Origin of the sequence: Paenibacillus algicola (assembly GCF_005577435.1) — a bacterium.
GTDB classification, from domain to species: domain Bacteria; phylum Bacillota; class Bacilli; order Paenibacillales; family Paenibacillaceae; genus Paenibacillus_AQ; species Paenibacillus_AQ algicola.
In genome coordinates, this window is sequence record NZ_CP040396.1 from 516,572 (window position 1) to 538,934 (window position 22,363).

Annotated in this window: 19 protein-coding genes; 14 read left to right on the forward strand and 5 right to left on the reverse strand. The window is 54.6% G+C overall.

Translation table 11 applies throughout. The features are described from left to right. Nucleotides 1-7: 7 nt before the first annotated feature. Nucleotides 8-1,756 carry an alpha-glycosidase gene (locus E6C60_RS02340; RefSeq protein WP_138227586.1) on the reverse strand — a complete coding sequence of 583 codons (1,749 nt, stop codon included), beginning with the start codon at nucleotides 1,754-1,756 and terminating at the stop codon, nucleotides 8-10. 309 nt (nucleotides 1,757-2,065) lie between these two features. Between E6C60_RS02340 and E6C60_RS02345 the strand changes: the two genes are divergently transcribed. From E6C60_RS02345 to E6C60_RS02395, 11 genes are all read left to right on the forward strand, one after another. After that, complete coding sequence (locus tag E6C60_RS02345) at nucleotides 2,066-5,215, forward strand: hybrid sensor histidine kinase/response regulator (RefSeq protein WP_233281203.1); 3,150 nt, start codon at nucleotides 2,066-2,068, stop codon at nucleotides 5,213-5,215. Next, nucleotides 5,193-6,329, forward strand: a complete 1,137-nt coding sequence (locus E6C60_RS02350; RefSeq protein WP_175415154.1) for a response regulator — start codon at nucleotides 5,193-5,195, stop codon at nucleotides 6,327-6,329. The genes E6C60_RS02345 and E6C60_RS02350 overlap by 23 nt, the downstream gene beginning before the upstream one ends. Before the next feature lie 142 nt (nucleotides 6,330-6,471). Then, nucleotides 6,472-8,037, forward strand: coding sequence for a methyl-accepting chemotaxis protein (locus E6C60_RS02355; protein WP_138224287.1), 1,566 nt, complete (start codon nucleotides 6,472-6,474; stop codon nucleotides 8,035-8,037). A 15-nt stretch (nucleotides 8,038-8,052) separates the two neighbouring features. Continuing rightward, nucleotides 8,053-10,488 carry an EAL domain-containing protein gene (locus E6C60_RS02360; RefSeq protein WP_138227587.1) on the forward strand — a complete coding sequence of 812 codons (2,436 nt, stop codon included), beginning with the start codon at nucleotides 8,053-8,055 and terminating at the stop codon, nucleotides 10,486-10,488. 218 nt (nucleotides 10,489-10,706) lie between these two features. Next, nucleotides 10,707-10,967: a metal-sensitive transcriptional regulator gene (locus E6C60_RS02365; protein WP_138224288.1), complete on the forward strand. Its 261-nt coding sequence runs from the start codon at nucleotides 10,707-10,709 to the stop codon at nucleotides 10,965-10,967. Between the two features lie 124 nt (nucleotides 10,968-11,091). Further along, complete coding sequence (locus E6C60_RS02370; protein ID WP_138224289.1) at nucleotides 11,092-11,322, forward strand: sulfurtransferase TusA family protein; 231 nt, start codon at nucleotides 11,092-11,094, stop codon at nucleotides 11,320-11,322. 94 nt (nucleotides 11,323-11,416) lie between these two features. Further along, complete coding sequence (locus E6C60_RS02375) at nucleotides 11,417-11,902, forward strand: DsrE/DsrF/DrsH-like family protein (RefSeq protein ID WP_138224290.1); 486 nt, start codon at nucleotides 11,417-11,419, stop codon at nucleotides 11,900-11,902. 82 nt (nucleotides 11,903-11,984) lie between these two features. Beyond that, nucleotides 11,985-12,554 carry a sulfurtransferase TusA family protein gene (locus E6C60_RS02380; protein ID WP_138224291.1) on the forward strand — a complete coding sequence of 190 codons (570 nt, stop codon included), beginning with the start codon at nucleotides 11,985-11,987 and terminating at the stop codon, nucleotides 12,552-12,554. A 58-nt stretch (nucleotides 12,555-12,612) separates the two neighbouring features. Then, a complete protein-coding gene (locus E6C60_RS02385) occupies nucleotides 12,613-13,743 on the forward strand; it encodes an MBL fold metallo-hydrolase (RefSeq protein WP_138224292.1) in 1,131 nt (376 codons plus the stop codon). Nucleotides 13,744-13,871: 128 nt separating this feature from the next. Continuing rightward, nucleotides 13,872-14,888: an NADP-dependent oxidoreductase gene (locus E6C60_RS02390; RefSeq protein WP_138224293.1), complete on the forward strand. Its 1,017-nt coding sequence runs from the start codon at nucleotides 13,872-13,874 to the stop codon at nucleotides 14,886-14,888. Between the two features lie 130 nt (nucleotides 14,889-15,018). Beyond that, nucleotides 15,019-16,485 (forward strand): MASE4 domain-containing protein, encoded by a 1,467-nt coding sequence (locus E6C60_RS02395; RefSeq protein ID WP_138224294.1) that lies wholly within the window; start codon nucleotides 15,019-15,021, stop codon nucleotides 16,483-16,485. 140 nt (nucleotides 16,486-16,625) lie between these two features. On the opposite strand, the gene E6C60_RS02400 is transcribed toward E6C60_RS02395, so the two are convergent. Together E6C60_RS02400 and E6C60_RS02405 are read right to left on the reverse strand one after the other, a co-directional pair. Further along, nucleotides 16,626-17,069 carry a CcdC family protein gene (locus E6C60_RS02400; protein ID WP_138227588.1) on the reverse strand — a complete coding sequence of 148 codons (444 nt, stop codon included), beginning with the start codon at nucleotides 17,067-17,069 and terminating at the stop codon, nucleotides 16,626-16,628. A gap of 154 nt (nucleotides 17,070-17,223) precedes the next feature. Continuing rightward, nucleotides 17,224-17,937 (reverse strand): MBL fold metallo-hydrolase, encoded by a 714-nt coding sequence (locus tag E6C60_RS02405; RefSeq protein ID WP_407669128.1) that lies wholly within the window; start codon nucleotides 17,935-17,937, stop codon nucleotides 17,224-17,226. A 215-nt stretch (nucleotides 17,938-18,152) separates the two neighbouring features. Here E6C60_RS02405 and E6C60_RS02410 point away from each other — a divergent pair, with 215 nt between their 5' ends. The 3 genes from E6C60_RS02410 (at nucleotide 18,153) to E6C60_RS02420 (ending at nucleotide 20,383) form a co-directional block, all read left to right on the forward strand. Then, nucleotides 18,153-18,347, forward strand: coding sequence for a hypothetical protein (locus E6C60_RS02410; RefSeq protein WP_138224295.1), 195 nt, complete (start codon nucleotides 18,153-18,155; stop codon nucleotides 18,345-18,347). 85 nt (nucleotides 18,348-18,432) lie between these two features. Continuing rightward, nucleotides 18,433-18,966: a sigma-70 family RNA polymerase sigma factor gene (locus tag E6C60_RS02415; RefSeq protein ID WP_138224296.1), complete on the forward strand. Its 534-nt coding sequence runs from the start codon at nucleotides 18,433-18,435 to the stop codon at nucleotides 18,964-18,966. Continuing rightward, nucleotides 18,959-20,383, forward strand: coding sequence for a hypothetical protein (locus E6C60_RS02420; RefSeq protein ID WP_138224297.1), 1,425 nt, complete (start codon nucleotides 18,959-18,961; stop codon nucleotides 20,381-20,383). Before E6C60_RS02415 ends, E6C60_RS02420 begins: the two co-directional genes overlap by 8 nt. A 54-nt stretch (nucleotides 20,384-20,437) precedes the next feature. Here E6C60_RS02420 and E6C60_RS02425 read toward each other — a convergent pair whose 3' ends face one another. Next, nucleotides 20,438-20,869 (reverse strand): hypothetical protein, encoded by a 432-nt coding sequence (locus E6C60_RS02425; protein ID WP_138224298.1) that lies wholly within the window; start codon nucleotides 20,867-20,869, stop codon nucleotides 20,438-20,440. A 146-nt stretch (nucleotides 20,870-21,015) separates the two neighbouring features. Continuing rightward, nucleotides 21,016-22,182: a copper amine oxidase N-terminal domain-containing protein gene (locus tag E6C60_RS02430; RefSeq protein ID WP_175415155.1), complete on the reverse strand. Its 1,167-nt coding sequence runs from the start codon at nucleotides 22,180-22,182 to the stop codon at nucleotides 21,016-21,018. Between the last annotated feature and the right edge of the window lie 181 nt (nucleotides 22,183-22,363).

Consider the following 22,363-nt stretch of genomic DNA (forward strand, 5'->3'; position numbering starts at 1 on the left):
GGCCTAACTATGCGTCGGCCTTCAAGATGGCAAAGCCATACGCCGGCAGCTTCACGCTGAGACGGCCTTTTGCAGCCTGTACTTCTTCCTGGGTCCACAGATTGGTCCACTTGGCGTCATCGACAGGGACGCTGAGCGTCTGGCCCATTTTGTCATTGTTGACCAGGATGATGATGGACTCCTGATCGTCCTCACGGCGGTATGCCAGCTTCCCGCTCTGATTCTCAGCCGTCAGGAAATGGAACGAGCCTGTACGCAGAGCCGAGTGCTCCTTGCGCAGAGAAATGAGCTTCTGGTAGAAGTGGAACAGCTCCCGATCCTGCTTGGCGGTATCCCACTCCATGCATGCGCGGCAGCCTGGATCATGTCCGCCCTCCATACCAATCTCATCGCCGTAGTAGATGCAAGGCGTGCCGGAGTAAGTGAACTGGAACATCGCCGCCAGCTTCATGAGGCGCTTGTCGCCGCCTGCGAGCGTCAGCAGACGTGCCGTATCATGGCTGTCCAGCAGGTTGAACGCCACCTCACTGGCCTGACGCGGATAACCGGCCAGCTGTCTGCCGAGCATGAAGGAGAACTTCTCGGCGTCAATCGACTGCTGTATGAAGAAATCCAGCACAGCGTTCGTGAACGGATAGTTCATGACGGCATCGAACTGGTCGCCCTCCAGCCAGATAGAGGATTCATGCCATACCTCGCCGAGGATGTAGGCGTCAGGGTTCGCTTTTTTGACGACCTGACGGAATTCGCGCCAGAACTGATGACCGACCTCATTCGCCACATCCAGGCGCCAGCCGTCGATCCCCGTCTCGGTGATCCAATACTCCGCAGCCTTCAGCAAATACGCCTTCACTTCCGGATTCTCGGTGTTCAGCTTCGGCATCAGCGGCTCAAAAGCAAAAGTATCATAGGTCGGGATGCCGTCCACCACTTCCAGCGGAAGAGAACGAACATAGAACCAGTCCTTGTACCGGGAATTCTCGCCGTTCTTCTGAACATCCACAAAGGGAGCGAACGTGCGCCCGGAGTGGTTAAACACCGCATCCAGCAGCACTCGGATACCCCGCTCATGGCAGAGATCTACAAGCTGCTTCAAGGTGTCCTTGTCCCCGAACTGCGGGTCAATCATCATATAATCTTCGGTATCGTATTTATGATTCGTCGTCGCTGTGAACAGCGGTGTGAAATAGATGGCATTGACGCCCAGCTCGCTAAGGTAATCCAGGTGGTCCATAACCCCTTGCAGGTCCCCGCCAAAAAAATTGTCCCGGCTCGGCTCCGCACTGCCCCAAGTCAGGGCACCCTCTGGATCGTTCGAGGTGTCGCCGTTAGCAAAGCGCTCCGGAAAAATCTGATAAAATACCGCGTCCTTCACCCAATCCGGCGTCTGGAACACGTCCACGGGATTGATAAACGGATACTCAAACAGCCGGTCCGGATTTGCAGGCGGCTCTTCGTGGAAGCCGTACTCGGACATCCAGCGCTTTTCCCGTCCCTGCTGCAGCAGGAAGCCGTATTTCAGGCGGCGGTAAGGAGGCTGGGTCTCACACTCCCAATAATCAAAGAGCTCATCAGACGAAAGCTTCTCCATCGGGATGTACTCCATCGTCTGATCCCATAAATATTTGTCGCCTGTAAGGGCATACACTTCTGTCATGTCGTTTTTCTTCGTGCGAATTCTCAGGTGGACCGTGCGTCCATCATAGGCATAAGACCAGTTTTTCCGCGGACGGTGATATACAGCTTCCAATAACATCATCATTGTCCTCCTCCAATGGAATCATAAAAAAGGTACAGCCAGGACTAAGTATAGCCGAGGTTGTACCTTTAAGATAACATTGCCTTCAAATTTATGCTGTTACCGTTTGTGCAAACGATTTACTAAGAATATAACACGGCTGGTTCTATTGAGCAAGATGGCGGCAGACAGCTTTTTATAAAATTACCCGTTTCCTTAAATATACAACATGAAGATTTGCTGAAAGGTACCAAAAATTTAAGGTTACTGACCGATACAAAAGAGACAGACTTCCCGTACATACTGGAGGAAACCGCCTTGAACAATGTGAAATGGACGGGATTCACGGCAGCACTGCTGGTGCTGCTGACCATCGTAAATATAATCAGCTTTATAGATACAGATCCCCCTCCGGCGGCGGAGCAGGGTACGCTCGATCTGAGGTCGTGGGAGGGTCTTGGGCAGGAGATCATCCCGCTGAAAGGGGAGTGGGAGTTCTATCCGGGCGAGCTGCTGGACAATCCCGCCCATGCCGTGCTGGAGCCTGAGATTCAGAAGGTGCCAGGGAACTGGAAACAACCCGGCGGCAGCGCGCTGACCTCAGGCACGTTTCGCCTGAGCATTCTGCTGGAGCCAGAGCGGGCAGGTCCGCAATCATTGCTCGTGCCGCTCATTCGCAGTGCGCACCGAGTGTACGTCAACGGCACACTGGCAGGTGACGATGGCGAGGTGGCCTTAAGCGAGAAAGGCCACGTCGGACAGGTGCGGCCCTACGCCACAGACGTCAAGGACCGCGAAGGCGTTATGGAGCTGCTGATCCAGGTGTCTAACTATGACCATGCGGTTAGCGGCGGCATCATTCAGGCGATTGAAATGGGACCATCCGCCGGAGTTGACCGGAAGCTGCAGCAGCAGGCCGCGTTTGAATTCGGCATTCTGGTCGCCTTTGCGCTGTTTGCGCTGCTGTTCGGCGTCATTCATGCCCATGCCCGCGGCGGCGGCTATTTCTATCTGGCCTGTTTTTTTGTCTGTAATATGCTCGTGACGATGATGCAGGGATACCGCTGGATTTACGTTCTGTGGCCCTCGGTGGAGAGCGGACACGTGATTCCTATTCACTGGGCGGGCTCCATCGGCATTGTCATTTTTTTGTTTCTATATGTTAGCAGCCGGTATGAATATCTGGCGGTTCACATGTGGCGGACCCGTATTCTGGGGGTATCTTTGGCATTCGTTGTCGGTGTGCTGATCCTTCCGACCTCTGTGACGACGACGCTGTTATGGCTTTGGCTGTTGATATCAACGCTGATTCACGGGCTTGTGCTGGCGCTGCTGGTTGCAGCTATGAAGCAAGGGGAACAGCAGGCAAGGTTTGAGTTTTTGGCATTCTGTATGTTTGCCGCCCTCTCTCTGCTGAACATGCTCCGCATTCTGGGATACGACATTTCAGAGCCGCTCTATTTCGGACAGGTTCTGGGCTTCAGCATGATGATGACCATGCTTCTGGTACTGCAGTTCTTCCGGGTTTATCGGCAAGCCCGTCATTCCATCCGGGAGTGGAGAGAAGCAGACATGCGGAAGGATCAGCTTCTGTTGGGCATTTCCCAGCAGCTTCACACTCCGATCCAGACGATCCTTAGTGTGGCGAACGCCAGACTACATGGCCCTGAACCGCTGATGCCGGAGCTGCAAAGTGATCTCCGGCTGATAACGGCGATCGGCTGGTCAGCGACAGAGCTGATGAATGAAGCCGTCGATGTAAGCCGGCTTCGCGGGGGAGACTTAGCGCTTCAGCTGCGCCCGGTACGCCTGTCCCGGGTGCTGGAGGAGGTTATGGAGCAGCGGCTGCATGAGCTGTCCCAGCCGCTGCACGGCCACGGTGAGGTGGTCTGTCAGGAGGTGCCGCGCTCCCTGTACGTTCAGGCTGACGAGAAGCGGCTGGTACAGCTGCTCGGGATCCTGCTGAGACTGCTTAACCGGAAGATGGACGGCGGTGCAATGACGCTGCAGGCGCAAGAAGCCGGGGATCAGGCGGTGCTGCGGATCTCGTTGTCCGGTAGTGGTGCGGCTGCTGCTCACGCCCAGTTTCGCAAGGCATGGGAAGAGGAGCAGCCATGGGATGAAGCCAGCCAGAGTCAGCAGCTTGGACTCCTGCTGTTGAAGCAGCTGACCGGCCTGCACGAGGCAAGCCTCGATTTCCGCGAGAACGGCTTGGACATGGACTTGACGCTTCTCCGGGCACCGGAGGATGCAGAGCCTTTGCCGCAAGCTCCTCAGCCGCCAGTATGGAAACAAGTGGAACATATTGAGGCCTCTGAGGCCGGAAGACCGTCGCCTGAAATCCTCCGGGATCCGATGATGCAATCTCTTCCGGCAAGCGAGAGCATACAGAAAGACGGATGGCTTTCTTGGAGCCGTGAGCCTCAGCGCGGGGGCAGCATTCTCCTGGTGGATGAGGATGAGATGAATGTTGTGATTGTGAAAAGGCTGCTGGAGCTGGATGGACATCACGTCATGACCGCGAGGGATGGGTTAGCCGTGCTGAAGCAGCCAGAACTGATCTCTCGCAGCGACCTGCTCATTCTGAACAAGGCGCTGCCGGGCTTATCAGGGCTGGAGCTATGCCGGAAGCTGCGGCGGCAGTATTCTCTGGCGGAGCTGCCCGTTCTTCTCCTGACCTCCAAAAGCTACCCGAACCATGCGATCGCGGCGAGGGAGGCGGGAGCCAATGATTTTCTGGCCAAGCCCATCGAGCCGTCCGAGCTGCGGGTTCGGGTGCAGACGCTGCTGGAGCTCAAGCGTGCTGTGGGCGAGCAGATCCAGATGGAGCTGGCTTTTTTGCAGGCACAGATCAAGCCTCATTTCCTCTTCAATACGCTGAACTCCATTGCCGCGCTCAGCAAGAGCCGGCCGGGGGAAATGATGGAGCTGATGATGGAGCTCGGCAATTATCTGCGGGGCAGCTTCCGCTTTGACCCTGCCGAGCAGCTCAGTCCGTTTGCAAGAGAGCTGTCGCTGGTCAAATCGTATCTTCACATCGAGCAGGTTCGGTTCAGGGAGCGGCTGCGTTATGAGCTGGACATTGAGTGTGACAGCTTCCGGCTGCCGCCGCTTACCATCCAGCCGCTGGTCGAGAACGCGGTTCGTCACGGGATCATGAAGCAGTCCAGTGGTGGCTTGGTTCAGGTAAAGGTATATAAAGAAGCCGGAGAGATTGTAATCAAGGTGATCGACAATGGTGTCGGTATGGATGCAGGCAAGGCTCTGCAAGGGCGCGGAGCTTCTGTATCTCCAGGCTCTTCAAGCACATCAAGCACATCAAGCTCGGGCGTAGGCATCCGCAACATTGATTCCCGGCTGAGACGAATTTACGGCAAGGGACTGAGTATCATCAGTGTGCCCGGAGAGGGGACAGAGGTGTCGGTCCATCTGCCGCTGGAGAGGAGTGGACGCTGTGAGAGCGATTCTCGTGGATGATGAGCCGCTGGCTCTGGAGCACCTCGCAGAGGAGCTTGGAAGCATTAGCGGCTGGGATATCATTGGGACCTTTCAGGACCCGGTGCAGGCGCTGGGGCATATCCTGAAGCTGCAGCCGCAGGTGCTGCTGCTGGATATTGAAATGCCGGAAATGAGCGGGATCCAGCTGGCCGAAGTGGTAAGAGAGCAGCTCCCGGAGCTATTCATCGTATTCGTGACGGTATATGAAGAATACGCCGTCAAGGCGTTTGAGCTGTATGCTCAGGACTATGTGCTGAAGCCGATTTATCGAGACCGGCTCATCAAGCTGACGGAGCGGCTGCAGCACTGTATGCGGTATACAGCGCCTGCACTTCCGGCTGAAGCCCCTGTGCTCCAGTTATTTCGCTCCTTCCAGCTTGGGCGCCGGGATGCCGGTCCACAGGCACTGAAATGGAAGACCTTCAAGGCTCAGGAGCTGTTTCTTTATTTATTGCATCACCGGGGCAGGCTCATGCCCAAGCAGGTCATCATTGAGCAGCTGTGGCCGGAGACGGAGTGGAAAAAAGGAACCACCCAGCTCTACACCGCAGTATACCAAATCCGCAAGCTGATGCAGGACGAGCAGCTGCCTGTTCAGATCCTGAACAGCGAGGAGGGGTACCGCCTGGACCCTGGCGGGATGGAGCTGGACGTGGACATCTGGGAGAAAAGGCTGCGAGAGGCGCCTCCCCTTACAAGTCATACGCTGCCCCAGCATCTGTCGATCTGTGAGATGTATACCGGCGATTATTTATCCCGGTACGGTTATGCCTGGGCAGAACCGGAGCGTCACAGGCTGAGGCATAAGTGGCTGCAGCACGTTCAGGGCATCGCAGGCTGGTATCAGCAGCAGGAGGCCTTGGAGGCGGCAGCCGAGCTATACCGGTGGGCACAGGGCATTCTCCCGGAGGAGGAGCTGTTCTATCATGAGCTCATGCTCATCTATGCCCGGCTTAAGGATCGCTTTTCGGTAGAACACCAGTACCGACAGCTGGAGGATATGCTGGAGGAGCAGTTCGACGCCGCGCCGCGGGAAGAAATACAGACCTGGTTCCGCAGCTGGAGCCGTTCGCAGGACCGCTCGCTGGACTGAGCGGGCAGGGGACAAACAGGCAGCAGTGGATACAGCAGAATGAATCAGCACCTTGGTTTCAGAAATGTTTCAAACCCTTTTATTACAATAAAGGTACATAAACAGACCGCGAAGGTGCGGATGAAAGGAAGAATATACGTTCATGTTAGAGCGGAAAAACAAGCTGATGCTATGGATTGTCACTGCTGCTGTTATTTTAAATGTGTTGATATTTGCAATGACCCGGTTAGTAAACCCGTTCCGGCATGATGCCGGCGTCCACGGCGGTCATGCCGGACCCATGGTTCTCTCACCCTCAGTGCTTGCGGGGCAAAATGTCCTGCTGCTAATTTCCCTGGCGCTCTGGCTGGTGTGTATCTATTTATTCCGGCGCAGCAGGGGCTCTTCGACATGGCTTCCGGGCGTGATCGCAACCGCCCTGACCTTTGCCAGTATTTCTATCATCAGCGGCAGCGGGGGCTCGGTTGAGTTTCACTTTTCGATCTTTATGGTGCTGGCCACGATCGCCTATTACGAAAGTGTCCGGCTTGTGCTGATCATGACCGTCCTGTTTGCGATTCAGCATCTGGGTGGCTATTTCGCAGTACCGATGCTAGTGTTCGGCGTTAGCGATTATCCGTTCCTGATGCTGGTGATCCACGCCCTGTTTCTGATTCTTACCTCCAGCGCAACGGTGCTCCAGATCCGTTCCAAGCAGAGCATTCACCGGCAGCTGGAAGCGGAGAAGGAGGAGAAATCCCGTCAGCTGCTGACCTTGATTCAAGAAACGAAAGAGCTGTCCCGGAGCATGGACGAGGCGCTGTCTCTCGTCAGCAGCAAGGCAGAGGGTAACCGGAAGCTGACCGGCGAGATTTCCATCGCATCTGGCGAGATGTCCCAAGGGCTGGGAGAGCAGGTTCAGTCGATGGATCAGATGGATGAACGGCTCTCGTCCATCAACGCCTCGGTACTGGAGGCGTATGGAGCGTCGCAGGTCATGAACGCCACCGCAGAGCGGAAGCGCCGCGAAATGAAGGAGAGCCAGAGCAAGGTGCAGCAGTTAGCGGAGCATAACCGCCAGGTGAGATCCTCCGCTGATCACGTCAAGAATACGCTGAGCCTGCTGCTGCAATCGACGGAGGCCGCACAGTCCATGTCCCGCAATATCCAGGAGGTGGCTGAGCAGACGCATCTGCTGTCACTGAACGCCGCGGTAGAGGCGGCCCGGGCAGGAGAGCATGGGGCTGGGTTTACGGTGGTCGCCCAAGAGGTGAGAAAGCTTTCCATGCACAGCCGCAAGGCGGCTGGAGAGATCCAGTCTATGATGGAAGCTATCTACCGGGAAGCCGTAGAGACCGTGGCCGAGGTGGAAAAAAGCGAGGCGGCGATCCTGCAGACAGAGCAGGAGTTCGCGACCTTCCATCAGGATTTTGAGCAGGTTCAGGCCGCGATGGAAGAGGTGCTCTCCTTCATGCAATCGATCGACGGCAAGCTCAGCACAATCCAGGGAGAAACGTCCGGCGCAGCCGGTGATATGAATCAAATGAGTGCATTTATTGAAGAAGGGTTGGTTTCTATGGAAGAGCTCGCCGCACGGTGCGATCAGCAGGTACAATTCTCAAATCAGGTGGAGGAAGAGATCCTGAAGCTGAAGCAGCTTAGCGCCGCGCTGCAGCAGCGGTTTCTGGTCATGCCGGGTCGGAAGACAGCATCTGGGGAAGGGGTTTAAGCTGTGAATCATTCTATGGATCACTCATGGCAGGGCAGCTATGATACGGCACTCGTCGTTTTTTCCTACATTGTAGCCGTGGTGGCTTCTTATACCGTTCTCGGGTTCGTCGTCCGAATCAGCAAGTCCAGCGGCTGGCAGCGATGGGGCTGGCTGCTGTTCGGCTCGATTGCGATGGGCATGGGCGTGTGGTCCATGCATTTCGTGGGCATGCTGGCCTTCTCGCTGCCCGTCCCGATTGCCTATGATCTGCTGACCGTCCTGTTATCGGTCGTAGTGGTCATCCTGGCTTCCTTCCTGGCATTGTTCATCGTCGGCCGGGGCACCATAGGCCGTAAAAAGCTGGTCGCCGGCGGACTTCTGCTCGCCAGCGGCATTGTAGCCATGCACTACATCGGGATGGCGGCCATGCAGATCCACATTACCTACAAGCCCCTCCTGTTCGCGGCCTCTATTCTGATTGCTGTGGTGGCCTCGATTACTGCGCTGTGGCTGTCACTGTATTTCGGAAGTAAACATAAGGGGCAGGAGTCGATCAAGAAGCTGGCAAGCGGCCTGATTATGGGCGCTGCGGTCGTGGGAATGCATTATACCGGCATGTATGCGGCAGAGTTTCATCCAGGTGTCGCTGTCAACGAGAGCGGCGTCATTCTGGATCAGAAGCTGCTCGCCTATCTGATCGCCGGAGCCACGCTGATGACGCTGGGACTGTCCCTGTTCGGGATTTACATATCCAACCGCTTCTCCAGCAAAGAATCGGAGCTTGAGGTCAGCGAGAAATGGTACAAGTCCTTGTTCGACAACAATCAGGACGGCATCATTTCCGTAGATCTCGATTACCGGATTATTGAGTATAACGATGCCGTCTGCAGGCTGACCGGATTGGACGGAGACTGGCTGCGCCGGCAGACGATTGATCAGATTTTTTCCTTTATTGCCGAAGAGGAGCAGGAGAAGACCCGGATGAAGTTTCTGGCCTCTTTGCAAGGCGTCATCCAGCGGTACGAGACGGCGATTTATCATCAGGATGGCCGACGAGTGGAGCTGAGTGTGATCAACATCCCCGTCAAGCTCAATGAAGAGGTAGTTGGCAATTATATCATCGCCCGCGATGTTACCGAGGACAAGCGCTCGAAGGAAAAAATCCAGCATCAGGCGCATCATGACGAGCTGACCGGACTGCCGAACCGGCGGAGGTTCCATCAGATTCTGAATGAGAAGATTCAGGAAAAGAATACTCCGTTTGCGGTCATGGTCCTGGATATCGACCGGTTCAAAATGATTAATGATTCCATGGGGCACACTTACGGAGATATGTTTCTGCAGGAGGTGAGCCGCCGGATTCAGGTGGCGCTGAAAGATAACCACGTTACATTGTCCCGGATGGGCGGCGATGAATTCACACTCCTCAGCCATGCAGAATTCGATCAGGAACATGTGGCCGTCATGGCCCAGGATATCATCCGTATGATCAGCCAGCCCTACCGCTTAAAGGATACCGATTTCTATGTCACGGCAAGCATCGGGATCGCCGTGTATCCTATGGACGGGGACAATGCTGTGCAGCTGCTCAAGAACGCCGATACGGCGATGTATGAGGTCAAGAAGAACGGGAAGAACGGCTACCGGCTGTATTCCCGGGAGCTTAATGAGCAGCTTCGTGAAAAAATGGAGCTAGAGGCTGATTTACGCCGGGCGTTTGAGCGGGAGGAGTTCATGCTGTGCTATCAGCCTCAGATCCGCTCCAGCGACAGCAAGATGATTGGCATTGAAGCGCTTGTGAGATGGAAGCACGCTACCCGGGGAATCGTCTCCCCTGGGGTGTTCATTCCGATTGCCGAGGAGACGGGGCTCATCCATGAGCTGGGCTCCTGGGTGCTGCGCGAGGCGTGCCGCCAGATGAAGGAGTGGCATACTGCCGGAGGTCCGCTCATTCCGGTATCCGTCAACTTGTCCTCCCAGCAGTTTCACCAGGAGAATCTGGCAGAGTTTATTATCTCCATCCTGGACGAGACCGGGCTTCCGCCGCAGTATTTGGAGCTGGAAATTACCGAGAGCATGATGATGGACCCTACCGTGTCCACGGGCATCCTGCATTCCCTCACGGAGCATGGCATCCGAATCAGTCTGGACGATTTCGGGACCGGCTACAGCTCCCTGAGCTATCTGAAGCATCTGCCCATCCAGAAGCTGAAGATTGACCGTTCCTTTATCCGCGACATTGCGAGTAATGCCAACGACAAAGCGATTGTGGCCACAATCATCGCCATGGCCCAGCACTTAAATATGGATGTCGTGGCAGAGGGGATTGAGACCCAGGAACAGCTGGACATTCTGACCGAAAGCGATTGCCGAAAAATTCAGGGCTATTTCTACAGCAGACCGCTGCCGGCTTGGGATGTCGAGCAAGGCTTTTTCGTACCGCAGCGCGAGATGCCCTCCAAGGCATAAGCAAGCGGGTGCCTTCACGAGTATTCTGTATCACAGCTCGTTCCTCATCGAGGGGCGGGCTTTTTGGTGCGCCGTAGCCTCTTTTTACAGGAAGTACACAGTTGACAGTATACCCTTAGCGGTATATATTGGGGTCATTCAAGGAACCCGCAGCGGCTGCGTACAGCGGTCGTGGAGATATAGCAAGGCATGAAGCATAGCGAGGAGGCGCCCGAACGATGGAATATAATGATCAGATGAAGAACCGGGTCAAGCGTATTGAAGGCCAGCTCCGCGGCATTTTGAAGATGATGGAGGAGCATAAGGACTGCAAGGAAGTCATTACCCAGCTATCCGCCGCGAGGACAGCCATTGACCGCACCATTGGTGTTGTTGTGAGCTCCAATCTGGTGGAATGCGTCAAGGAAGCAGAGGAGCGCGGAGAAAGCACGGAGGAGCTCGTTCAGCAAGCCGTGAACCTGCTGGTCAAGAGCAGATGAGTGCAGGCGCGCAGAAGGTGTGTACACGTAAAGGTTGACAGCCTTTGCGTTGTCCTTTAATATACCCCTATGGGTATTATAAATAATAAAAAAAATAACACAATTCTGAGGAGGTCATTCATCTATGAATCCAATTCATCACCATCTCGACGTAAAGGGCATGGCCTGCCCGATGCCGATCGTCAAAACGAAAAAAGCTATGAAGGAGCTGCAATCCGGGCAGGTACTGGAGGTACAGGCCACGGATCAGGGAGCGCTTAGCGATATGATGGCATGGACGAAATCCGGCGGACATGAGCTGCTGCAGCATACTGAAGACAAGGGTGTTTTGACGTTTTTGATCCGTAAGGGTTAATTTTTTTAGCTTTATATATACCCTACGGGGTACTAAAAATGATGAAGTGTCGTGCAGCTGATTGCAGCTTCATGACAGGGAGGAGCCGTTTCCATTGAATCCAACGAAAAAAACGACCATTGTTCTGTTCAGCGGCGATTACGATAAAGCCATGGCGGCGTACATTATTGCGAACGGGGCAGCGGCTTACGATCATGAGGTGACCATTTTTCATACCTTCTGGGGTCTCAACACACTCCGCAAGGACGAAATGGTGAAGCCGGGAAGGAAGAAGGGATGGCTGGACCGGATGTTTGGGCGCATGATGCCGCGGGGGGCAGATCGTATGGGCCTTTCCAGGATGAATTTTGCAGGCATGGGTCCCAAAATGATCAAGGAGGTCATTCGCAAGCACAATGCGGTTCCGCTGCCGCAGCTGATTGAGATGGCCAAGGAGCAGGATGTGAAGCTGGTTGCCTGCACGATGACGATGGACCTGCTGGGTCTGCAAAAGGAAGAGCTGCTGGAGGATATCGAATACGCCGGCGTTGCAGCTTATCTGGGAGAAGCGCAGGACGGGAACGTGAATCTGTTTATATGATCGCATTTACGTGAAGATCCCGGTGTGAAGGTGTTTTTTTAGACTATAATATACCCATGGGGGTACAAAAGGAGAGAGCGGTATGAACATGAGCATTGATATGACGCTGGATGCCAAGGGCCTGGCTTGTCCCCTGCCGATTGTCCGCACCAAAAAGGCGATGAAGGAGCTGAAGGAAGGACGGGTGCTGGAGGTACAGGCTACAGATCCGGGCTCGACAGCCGATATGAAGGCCTGGGCAGAAGGGATGGAGCATCAGTATCTCGGGACGGTGGAAGCAGAGGGCGTGCTGAAGCATTACCTCCGCAAAGCGTCGGGGGAGGAGGGGCAGGAACGACAGTTTGCAGAGGTTTGCGGTCTCGCGGAGCTGGAGCAGAAGCTGGACTCTGCCGACCCATTCATCCTGCTGGATGTGAGGGAGCCGGCGGAATACGTATTCGGCCATATCCCCGGAGCCGTATCCGTCCCTCTTGGGGAGCTGGAGAGCCGCTCAAGCGAGCTGGATCAGGGCAAACCGGTGTATGTGATCTGCCGCAGCGGAACACGAAGTGATCTCGCGGCGGTCCTGCTGAAGGGGGCAGGATTCCAGCAGGTGATCAACGTCGTGCCGGGTATGAAGGAATGGAGCGGTGATATAAGAAGCCAGCTTTAACCTGCAGCCAAGGACGGCTGAAGGGGATGTCATTCATAGAGAAGAGGAGGAAGAAACCGTGACACCAAGAGCGATGGAGCTGCAAGAAGCTGCACAACGTATCATGGAACAAAAGCCGTTGTTTATTCTGGATGTGCGTAATCCGTCCGATTTTAAGGAATGGAAGCTGGAAGGGAAAGGCTTCACCTATCTCAATATTCCTTACTTTGAGCTTTTGGACGGGGTGGAGGATATTGTGGATCGGCTGCCCGCGGACCAGGAAGTGCTGGTCGTCTGCGCTAAAGAGGGCTCATCGGTGATGGTGGCAGACATGCTGGTGGAGCAGGGAAGAAAGGCTGCTTATTTAAAGGGCGGCATGAAGGCCTGGAGTGAGCATCTGGTGCCTGTGAAGATCGGAGATTTGAAGGGCGGAGGGGAGCTGTATCAGTTTCTTCGCTACGGTAAGGGCTGTCTCTCCTATATGGTCATATCCGGCAATGAGGGAATTGTCGTGGATGCGTCGCGCATGACGTCTTTGTATATCGATTTTGCAGCAGAGCGGGGGATTCAGATTACGCATGTTATCGACACGCATTTGCATGCAGACCATATTTCCGGCGGCCGCAGGCTGGCACAAGAGACCGGGGCTTCATACTGGCTTCCTGAAGAGGACGCGCAGGAGGTCACCTTTGCTTACCACGCACTGACTGACGGTACGGTGCTGCCGCTTGGAATGCAGGGGACTCAGGTGGAGGCTGTATACTCCCCAGGGCATACCATCGGCTCCACATCCTTGATTGTAGATGAGCGGTACTTGTTGACCGGGGATATCCTGTTTATCGACTCCATCGGTCGTCCGGATCTTGCAGGCCAGGCCCGGGAATGGGCACAGCACCTCAGAAGCACCCTATACGAGCGCTACCAAGAGCTGGCGGAAGCGCTGATTGTGCTGCCGGCTCACTATATGAACGTGGATGAGCTGAATGAGGACGGCACGGTCGCAAGAAGTCTGGGCCAGCTGTACCGCGAGAATCACGGGCTGAACCTGAAGGATTCCGATGAATTTATGTCCTTGGTCAGTCAGAACCTGCCTGCCCAGCCGAACAGCTATGAAGAGATTCGCCAGAGAAACATGGGAAGACTTGACGCAGCGCCGGACCGCGAGCGGGAGATGGAGATTGGACCTAACCGCTGTGCAGTGAGATCATAGGCAGATGTAATAGCGCAGTATTATTATGATCCGGCAAAATGGGGTATAAATACAGGGTGCAGCACTGGGCTGAGAACGCCGCCGATGCAGCAGCTGGATCGGCAGCGTAATAAAGGAGGCGGACAAACATGTCTGTAAACGAAAAAATCATTCTTACAAATCGTCCCGAAGGTATGCCGACAGCAGAGGACTTCTCGATTCAGGAGGAGCAGCTTCCGGTACCCCAGGCTGGTGAGGTGCTGGTGAGGACGCTGTATGTATCGGTTGATCCTTATATGCGGGGACGTATGAGCTCTGCCAAAAGCTACGCGGCTCCGTATGAGCTGGGAGACGTTATAAAGGGCGGCAGCATCGGGCAGATTATGGAGTCTACAGATCCCGAGTGGAAGCAGGGAGATATTGTAGCCGGCCTGTGGGGCTGGCAGCGCTATGCCGCGGCAGCTACCGACACGCTGCGTCGTGTTGACCCTGAACTCGCTCCGGTCTCGACGGCGCTGGGTGTGCTGGGCATGACAGGGCTCACCGCTTATTTCGGACTGCTGGATATCGGGCAGCCGAAGGAAGGCGAGACGGTGGTTGTCTCCGGTGCCGCCGGTGCGGTGGGGATGATTGTAGGGCAGATTGCCAAGATTAAAGGCGCCCGCGTGGTCGGCATTGCCGGCTCGGACGAGAAGAATAACTATCTGGTTCAGGAGCTGGGCTTTGATGCCGCCCTGAATTACCGGACAGAGTCGAATCTGCAAAGCGCTCTGGAGCAAGCCTGCCCCAATGGCGTCGACGTCTACTTCGACAATGTAGGCGGAGAGATCTCTGACGCGGTGCTGTCCCTGCTGAACAAGAATGCAAGAATTCCGATCTGCGGCCAGATTGCTCTCTATAATCTTCAACAGCCGGATAACGGTCCGCGGATGCAGACCCAGCTTCTCAAAAATACGGCGCTCATGAAGGGCTTTCTCGTCGGCGATTATGCCGCGGAATTTGGCAAAGCCTTGCCGGAGCTTGCGGGCTGGCTCCAAAGCGGACAGCTTCAGCACGCTGAGCACATTGTGGACGGCTTTGAGCATACCGTGGAGGCATTTCTTGGGCTGTTTACGGGTGATAATCTCGGCAAGCAGCTGGTAAAGGTTAGCGAAATCACAGAATAATCCAAAGGTCCCAAGCCCTTTTTTACCAATTGCAAGATGGTGTAGAAAAGGGCTTGTTTTTTGACGAAAAATCGTATAAATTGATACTTTAAATTCCAATCTATTGAGATAGAAAGTGCGGTCGTTGCCCATGCTTGAGATCACAAGAGAATCCCATCAGCTGCTCCACATCCCATCGGGCAGCACGCAGAAGCGTGTTGCGATTTGGGTAGCCCTGTCTATTTTTGTGGTGTCCCTTCTCGTCCTGCCCTTCGGCTCCCGGATGCTGATCGAAATCAAGCCATTCCTGCCGGGATTCATTTCCTGGTTTGTGCTGGGTGACTTTCTGACGTCTTATTTGCTATTCAGTCAATTTCGGGCCACACGGTCGCTGCCGCTGCTGGTCCTTTCTTGTACCTATTTATATACCGCATTAATTACCATTCCCCATATTCTTACCTTTCCGGGCGTGTTCTCGGAAACAGGACTTATCGGAGCGGGGGATCAGAGCGCAGTATGGCTGTGGGTGCTGTGGCATGGCGGGTTTCCCATTGGCATTCTGCTGTACCTGTGGAGCGGACGGAAGTCGGCTTCCCCGGTAGCCGTCAAGCGGATCAAGACGGCGGGGCTGATCGCGGTGCTGCTGGTGCTCGGTATCGTCTTTCTGCTTTATCTGCTCGTCACGCTGGGGAACGATATGCTGCCCCGGATTATCCAGAAGGGAAATTTCCGCGTCCTGCTGGAGTCGGGGATCGGGCCCGTGGTCTGGGGCTTGAATCTGGTGGCACTCCTGCTGCTATTGTGGGTACACCGAGGAAGAAGCGTATTACATTTGTGGCTGAGCGTAGCGGTATTTGCTTTTCTAATGGATGTGACGTTGACCTTGTACTCGGGAGCCCGCTACAGCCTGGGCTGGTATGCTGCCCGCACGAACTCTCTGATCTCGGCCACGGTGGTCATCTGCTCGCTCATGTATGAGGTCAACAAGCTGTATGTACGGCTCATCCGGAACCGGGAGCAGCTATTGCGTTCACGGATGAGGCTGGAGGAAGCCAATGAGAGGCTGACACGCCTGTCTGAGGTAGATGGACTGACAGGCATTCCGAACCGCCGGGCCTTTGACGAGAAGCTGGACAAGGCAGTGCAGGCTTCCAAAGCTGAGGGAACGCCGCTTTCAGTGCTGCTGATCGACGTTGATCATTTCAAAGCCTACAATGACCATTACGGTCATCTGCGCGGTGATCATGCTCTGAAGAGGGTAGCCTGGGCGCTGATGGAGACGTCAATCACCTTCCCGCATACGACAGCCTACCGGTATGGCGGTGAGGAATTTGCCGTCATTATGGAGAAGGGTGACAGCGAACAGGCGGCGATATTCGGAGAGCATGCACGGAAGGCCGTCGTCAGTCTTGGGCTCCCGCATGAGCAGTCCAGGACCAGCAGCCTGCTCAGTATCAGCGTCGGCCTGCATAGCCGGGTTCTAGAGGAGCAGGACACGGGAGATGGGCTGCTGGAGCAGGCAGATCAGGCACTGTATCGAGCCAAGGAATCCGGCCGCAACCGGGTGGCGAAGGCGGAGGACGGGCTGATGCACGTCTACGACCAGAAGACCTCCTGATGCTCATTAAGTGAGCATGGTGCATATCATATTCAAATCTAAAAATCGTCCACGTCTTTCAGCGGCCTTGCAGGGCCGATGAGAAACGTGGACGATTTCGTTCTGTCTGTTATGAAGCTATGAAGCTCTCTGCGCCTAAGTCAGGCTGCCGGGTTCGGTCCGGTAATCCGGACGTACTGCCGGTACATGGACACACGCCAGTGCGTGATCATGCCGTAGGCCAGCAGGAAGAACAGCGCCCCGGTCTGCGGAATGGAAATATGCTGCTCAATATACGTATGAAGCAGCAGCCTCACCGTAAGCAGTCCCAGCAGGATGAATACAAAGCTGCGTGAGCGCTGGATAAATACCTGTCCCTCTACCAGCTCAAACCGCGTGCCGCGAATCAGCGGATAGGAGAAAATAAACCAGCCCACGAGAAAGGACACGATGGCCCACAGCAGGGGAATACGAACCTCAGGTACTACGAACATAAGGAAGCCGGTCGTCATTCCGAGCGGGGGAATAATAATCTTCCGGACCGTTACCGGGCGATGGCTGGCTTTTACGCGGATGAGGATAACTGCAAGAGCCATAACCAGCATGCCAACCGTGGAGCCTATTTGGAGAATTGGGGAGTTAAAATCCAGTTGCACCACAATTCAGGACCTCTTTCTATGAATAATGTCACAGTCTCTATGCTTAAACCATTATATCATAGAAGTATCGCCGGCAACATGAGAGAAGTGATCTGAGAACTTACCGATGGCCTTCAAAACGGGATGCTGCTCTCGCGACCACCTGCTGCATGGCATCGTATGGCTGCAGCACCATGCTGCCATGACCGCAGGCCAGGACCTGTGGACGCAGATCGCTCAGCCGGCGGGCACTGTGAAGCGCGGTTGCCTTGTGCCAGGTTGCCCAGGCGGGGAAAGGAAAATTCCAGCGGACATCCCCGGAAACGGCCATGCCGCCGCGCGTCTGAAAGGCATCTCCGGCGATGAGTACACCGCTGCGGCGATCTAAGAATGCCATGTGACCGGGTGTATGTCCCGGCGAAGCTACCGCTTGCAGGGAGGCAATCAGGTCTCCGTCCTTCAATAACCGGTCCGGGACGGCCTGTATACCCTTGAGGCTGTTCTTCACCGGAGCATCTGGTTCGCCGGGCGCCAGTGAGGTGTCCCCCCGCAGCAGAAGCGCATCTCGGGCAGAGATGGCAAGCTCCGCCTCGGGAAACCTCTGCTTCAGTCCGTCCAGAGCGCCGACATGGTCCGGGTGAGCATGGGTCAGCAGGATTGTGGTGATCGGCTTCCCTATGCGGAAGGCTGCTTCTGTAATTCCTTGCTGCATGAACGACATGCCGCAGTCAATCAAGGTTAATCCATTCTCTTCTTCCACCAAGTACACATTAACCGGAAAAAAGAGAGGCATAAATGTCAGCTGAGTGACCTGATGCAGAACTGTGGTTTTCAACAAACATCACCTCACTACTTCAATTCTTATCATCTGATTCTAGCAAATTCCTACTCTTGGAAACAAGCAGAAACAGGGCGGTGATGAACATGAGCATTACATAAAGTTTTATTTTTTTCCAAATATGGAGTGAAATTTTCTTCCATATGAGTTAACATATTGTTAACAAATGCCATGGTATGTTAAATTTGACGCGGTTATTAGGGGGAATAGGGATGAAGCTTTATTATCGTGCAGCAGGACTTGTGATCCTGTATGGAAATACGATTTTTTTACTCTATCTGGCCGGCAAATATTCTCCCTACCTCCTGCCCGTCATCTGGTTTACAGCACTCGTGCTGCTGCTTTCCAGCATTGGATACGCTGTTGTGCATTACCGGACGAGCCTGCACAAGCAGAAGAGCCGCTGAATGAAATCATCATCCTTAGCAGATTAAAGGCTGTCCTTTAAGGGGTGGCCTTATTTATATGAGGTGAATGGGAAGGAGCTTCAGGATGGAAGAGAGAACCTATAGCGACCTGGCGGGAAGTGCCTGCCTAGGCAGCGAGACTGCATTTGCCGAATTAATGAGTCTGCTGAGAAGAAGGCTGTACAGCATTGCATACAGCTATTTACGTAACGAGGAGGACGCTTTGAAGGTGCTGCAGGAAACGGTGGAACGCGCCTGGACCGGGTGCGGAAGGCTGCGGAAGCCGGAGCTGTTCACACCGTGGATGATCGCGATTCTGATTCGCTGCTGTGCGGATGAACAGAAGGTAAGAAGACGAGGGATTCCCTCGGAACGAATCTATTCAGACAATCACGGGAAAATGACGAGTGACCGTGATTCGGACCTGGAGCAGAGGCTGGAGCGTATGAAGCCCAAGTACAGACATGTACTGATGCTGCGGTATACTGCGGATCTGACGGCTGCCGATATTGCTGCTGTATTGAAATGCCCCGAAGACACAGTGAACAGCCGGCTGCACCAGGGCTTAAAGCTGTTGCAGCTTGAGGTACAGCCGGGAGGCGTCTTTAGACATGCATAACCCGGAGGAGACCCGGCTGCGGGAATACATGGATCACGTCAGAAGTGAAGCAGAGCAGGTGACAGACGAGAAGCTGGAGGAAGCTGTCCGGCACGGAATGGTTCGAGGGAAACGGACTAAACAGCGTAAGAGAGGGCTGGTGGCAGCTATAGCACTGGCTGCAGCCATCTGGATGCTGTGGGCAGGACTGGGGCCGTCTCCGAAATTGGCGGAGCAGCATAGGCTGCCAGGGCCTTATCCTGCACTGGCAATGGATTTCACCAGGTATCCCCATCTGCAGCAATATAGCGAGCTGGGGCTCATTCAGCATGCTGGACAATCAGCGGAGGCCGGCGGCTACAGCCTGACCGTTGTGGGCGTCATTACCGGCACTCATATGATTAAGGTCATCTACACGGTGGAGCACGACTTCAGCAAACAGGCCGTGGTCATGAATACCGCGATGAAGAATGCGCTGAGCGACGAGCCGGTTTTAAACAGCTCCTTTATAGGAGGCGGGGAGCTTGTACCCCGAGGATCTCATATGTTTGAAGTGAGTTTTGTGCTTCTACTAAGCCAAACCTTCCCGGAAAGCCTGGTCTTTGAAGCGGTTCTGGCTCCCGATTCTCCCGAAGCCCGTTACGGCGGGGAAGTCTCCAATGCGTTTACGCTTCAGATTCCGCTGAAGCTGGACCTGGAAGCGGTTCTGAAGCTCACGCGCATCATTCCTTTGGAGCACAGCGTGGAAGCAGGGGGGCAGCAGGTAACGATCCGTGAAGCGGTTCTATCCGCAACGGGAGCAGTGATCCATACGACGGCGGGATCTCAGAACACCAGCAATGGGGTTGAATTAGAGAGGATGTCACTGGAGATTGTCGAAGGAAGCGGGGCTTTGTCGTCTTTAACGAGTATGTTTGCCGCTGGACCGGATGATGAGGGCAGCAAGAGCTATTATTTTGAAGATCCCCGTCTGCTGCAGGCGCGGTCCATTACGCTTACAGCTCAAGGCCTGAGCGTCCCTGCGGCATTACGTCCAAAGCTGATTGTGGATCTGGAAAAAGGGCAGATGGAGCCCGTCAGAACTGAATATGGCAGAATGACATACAGTGGATACCGGAGTAATGAGCATGTGAACGGTGAGAAGGTATATACGCTCACTTTTGAATATGAGAGTCAGCAGGAGTCGAGAGGATTGTATGTTGACTACATATTCAAGGATGGAACCGGCAAAGCCTACGACGTAGTCGGTACGGCAATCAGCCGCTCCTATAGCGGCTCGAATGGAAATGAGTATCCGGTAACGACGTTTGAGGTGCACATTGAGCCACAGGCATACAAGGGACCGTTAGTGTTCGAGCTGGGGGGGCAGACTCAGGTCATGAAGCAGCCGATGGGCTTCCCATCCGTTAAGATCATAAAGCGCAGCAATAGCCAATAGCCGTACCGCAAAGATGCTGCATCCTGCGGTACGGCTTCTATGTTATGGCAGAGCTTATACCTGGCTCTGCGGCTTGCTCATCTCCCGCTGGATCATCTCGTAGGGGATGGGAGCCTTGGCGTCTAGCAGCTCAATTAACGGCTTGGGTACGCCGTTCAGCAGCAGCCACTGCCGCAGTGTCTCCAGGGCGCGGATATGACCGCTGCCTTCATCGCGCCAGGTGAGCAGCTCGATCACCTTGATCACCAGAGACATCAGGGCGAGCTTGTCCTGCTCGGTTTTTTCGGCGCGAAGCCTCTGATAGGCCGCCTCCTGTTCCCAGTCGAGCAAAATCTCTTCACCAATGGCTGGCTTCATCAATGTATAATCATAGCCGCATTGTGTACATTGGACATGGGCAAGCTGTTCTTGGGTGAAGCTGACCTGAATGCTGTCCTGACATTGGCGGCAAGGAAAACGAACCTGGATCTCGGATTCTATATTCATCGCAATTTAGCCTCCTTGGGTAGCGTGCACCTCTCTCAATGCTAACCTTTTACCCAAACCTTGGCCCAAAGACCCACGGTGCAAGGCATTCCCGGTTCAGACCGACCTGAACTCCCTGTCCAAAAAACGATTGCCATCCGCCGCAGCTATTCCTCTTCAACGAACAGCACTTCAGCAATTCGCCAGGTGCCGCTCTCCTGCTTGAACCAGTACAGCAGCTCGGCTGCACTCTTCTCGCCGTCTTCGTCAAAGATTTCTTTCACGAGCAGTACCGCATCCTGCTCATCGTAATGCACGACAGCCACCGGCACGGATTCCAGGGTGAAGTCAAGCTGGAAGAAGCCTTCCTCGGCAGCTGTAACAACCTCATAGTCGTAAGGGGAGTCCGGAACTACAAAGGAACGGACGGCCTTGAGATCCTTCTGGTTGAAGGCTTGTGTATATTGCTTCAGCACGTTCTCCAGCGCCAGCTTGTCGGCTGCCTCTACCGCAGGCCGGGCTTCGATCAGACCATCCGGCACGTGCACGAATACCTCGTCATTCAAGCTGTCGTATTCTTTCCAGGCACCGGCGGCGTCCGGCTTCAGGATCATTTGCTTCGCAATGGTATAATCCCAGTCAAAAGGCCCGCCAGTACGCACCTGGGTCTTCACGACCGTGGCAACGGCAACACTGCCAATCACCTGTACGTCCGACACATAAGCGCTCTGCTTGCCGCTTCGGGTGGCCATATTGTCATAGCTCATGATGTAGCTGTTGATATGCGGAGAATTGGGATGAATTGCAGTGAGGGCAGCCTTGTAGTCCCCGCGGGTGACAGCCGCTGCCATGTCAGCATAGAGCTTCTTGATCTCGACACTGGCTTTGGCAAAAGCTGATTGGCGGTCAATGAGGATGTTACGGCTCTTGGCATCCCATTTTACCGGATATCCGGTAGATTCAGCCACGAAGCGCAGCGGCACCAGCGTACTGCCACCGGCAATATACGGCGCAGCTTGCAGGGCTGTCGTCTTTCCGTTGACGGAGACTTGAGTAGAGCCTGCCTTCATTTCCAGCTGCTGGTCCAGGAAGGAGCCTGTCACCTTTTTGGAGGCGGAGCTCCAGCTGACCTTGTAGCCGAGCGCCTCGAACAGCGGGCGGAACGGAACGAAGGTGACTCCGTTCTTGATCACGGGAGCGGACTGAAAGGAGACCGCTTTGCCGTCCAACAGAACGGTGACAGAGCTTTGGGCGTGGGCCGGAGCCGGTTGTACCGTACTGCCCAGGAGCAGCAGGAGCACAGCAACGAGCAGCCCTATTCTCTTTTTGAACATGGATTGCATTCCCCTTTTCGATAATATTCAGCGCAGGTCACGCTTGAATTATCGTACAAGACAACAAGCGACTAGGCAATAACTATCTGTAAAAGAAATACTTGGGATGATTAAATATACAGTATGTCATAAAAATAAGCTGCAGGAAGGTAAGCACGACATGCGTGTGGGTAATACATAA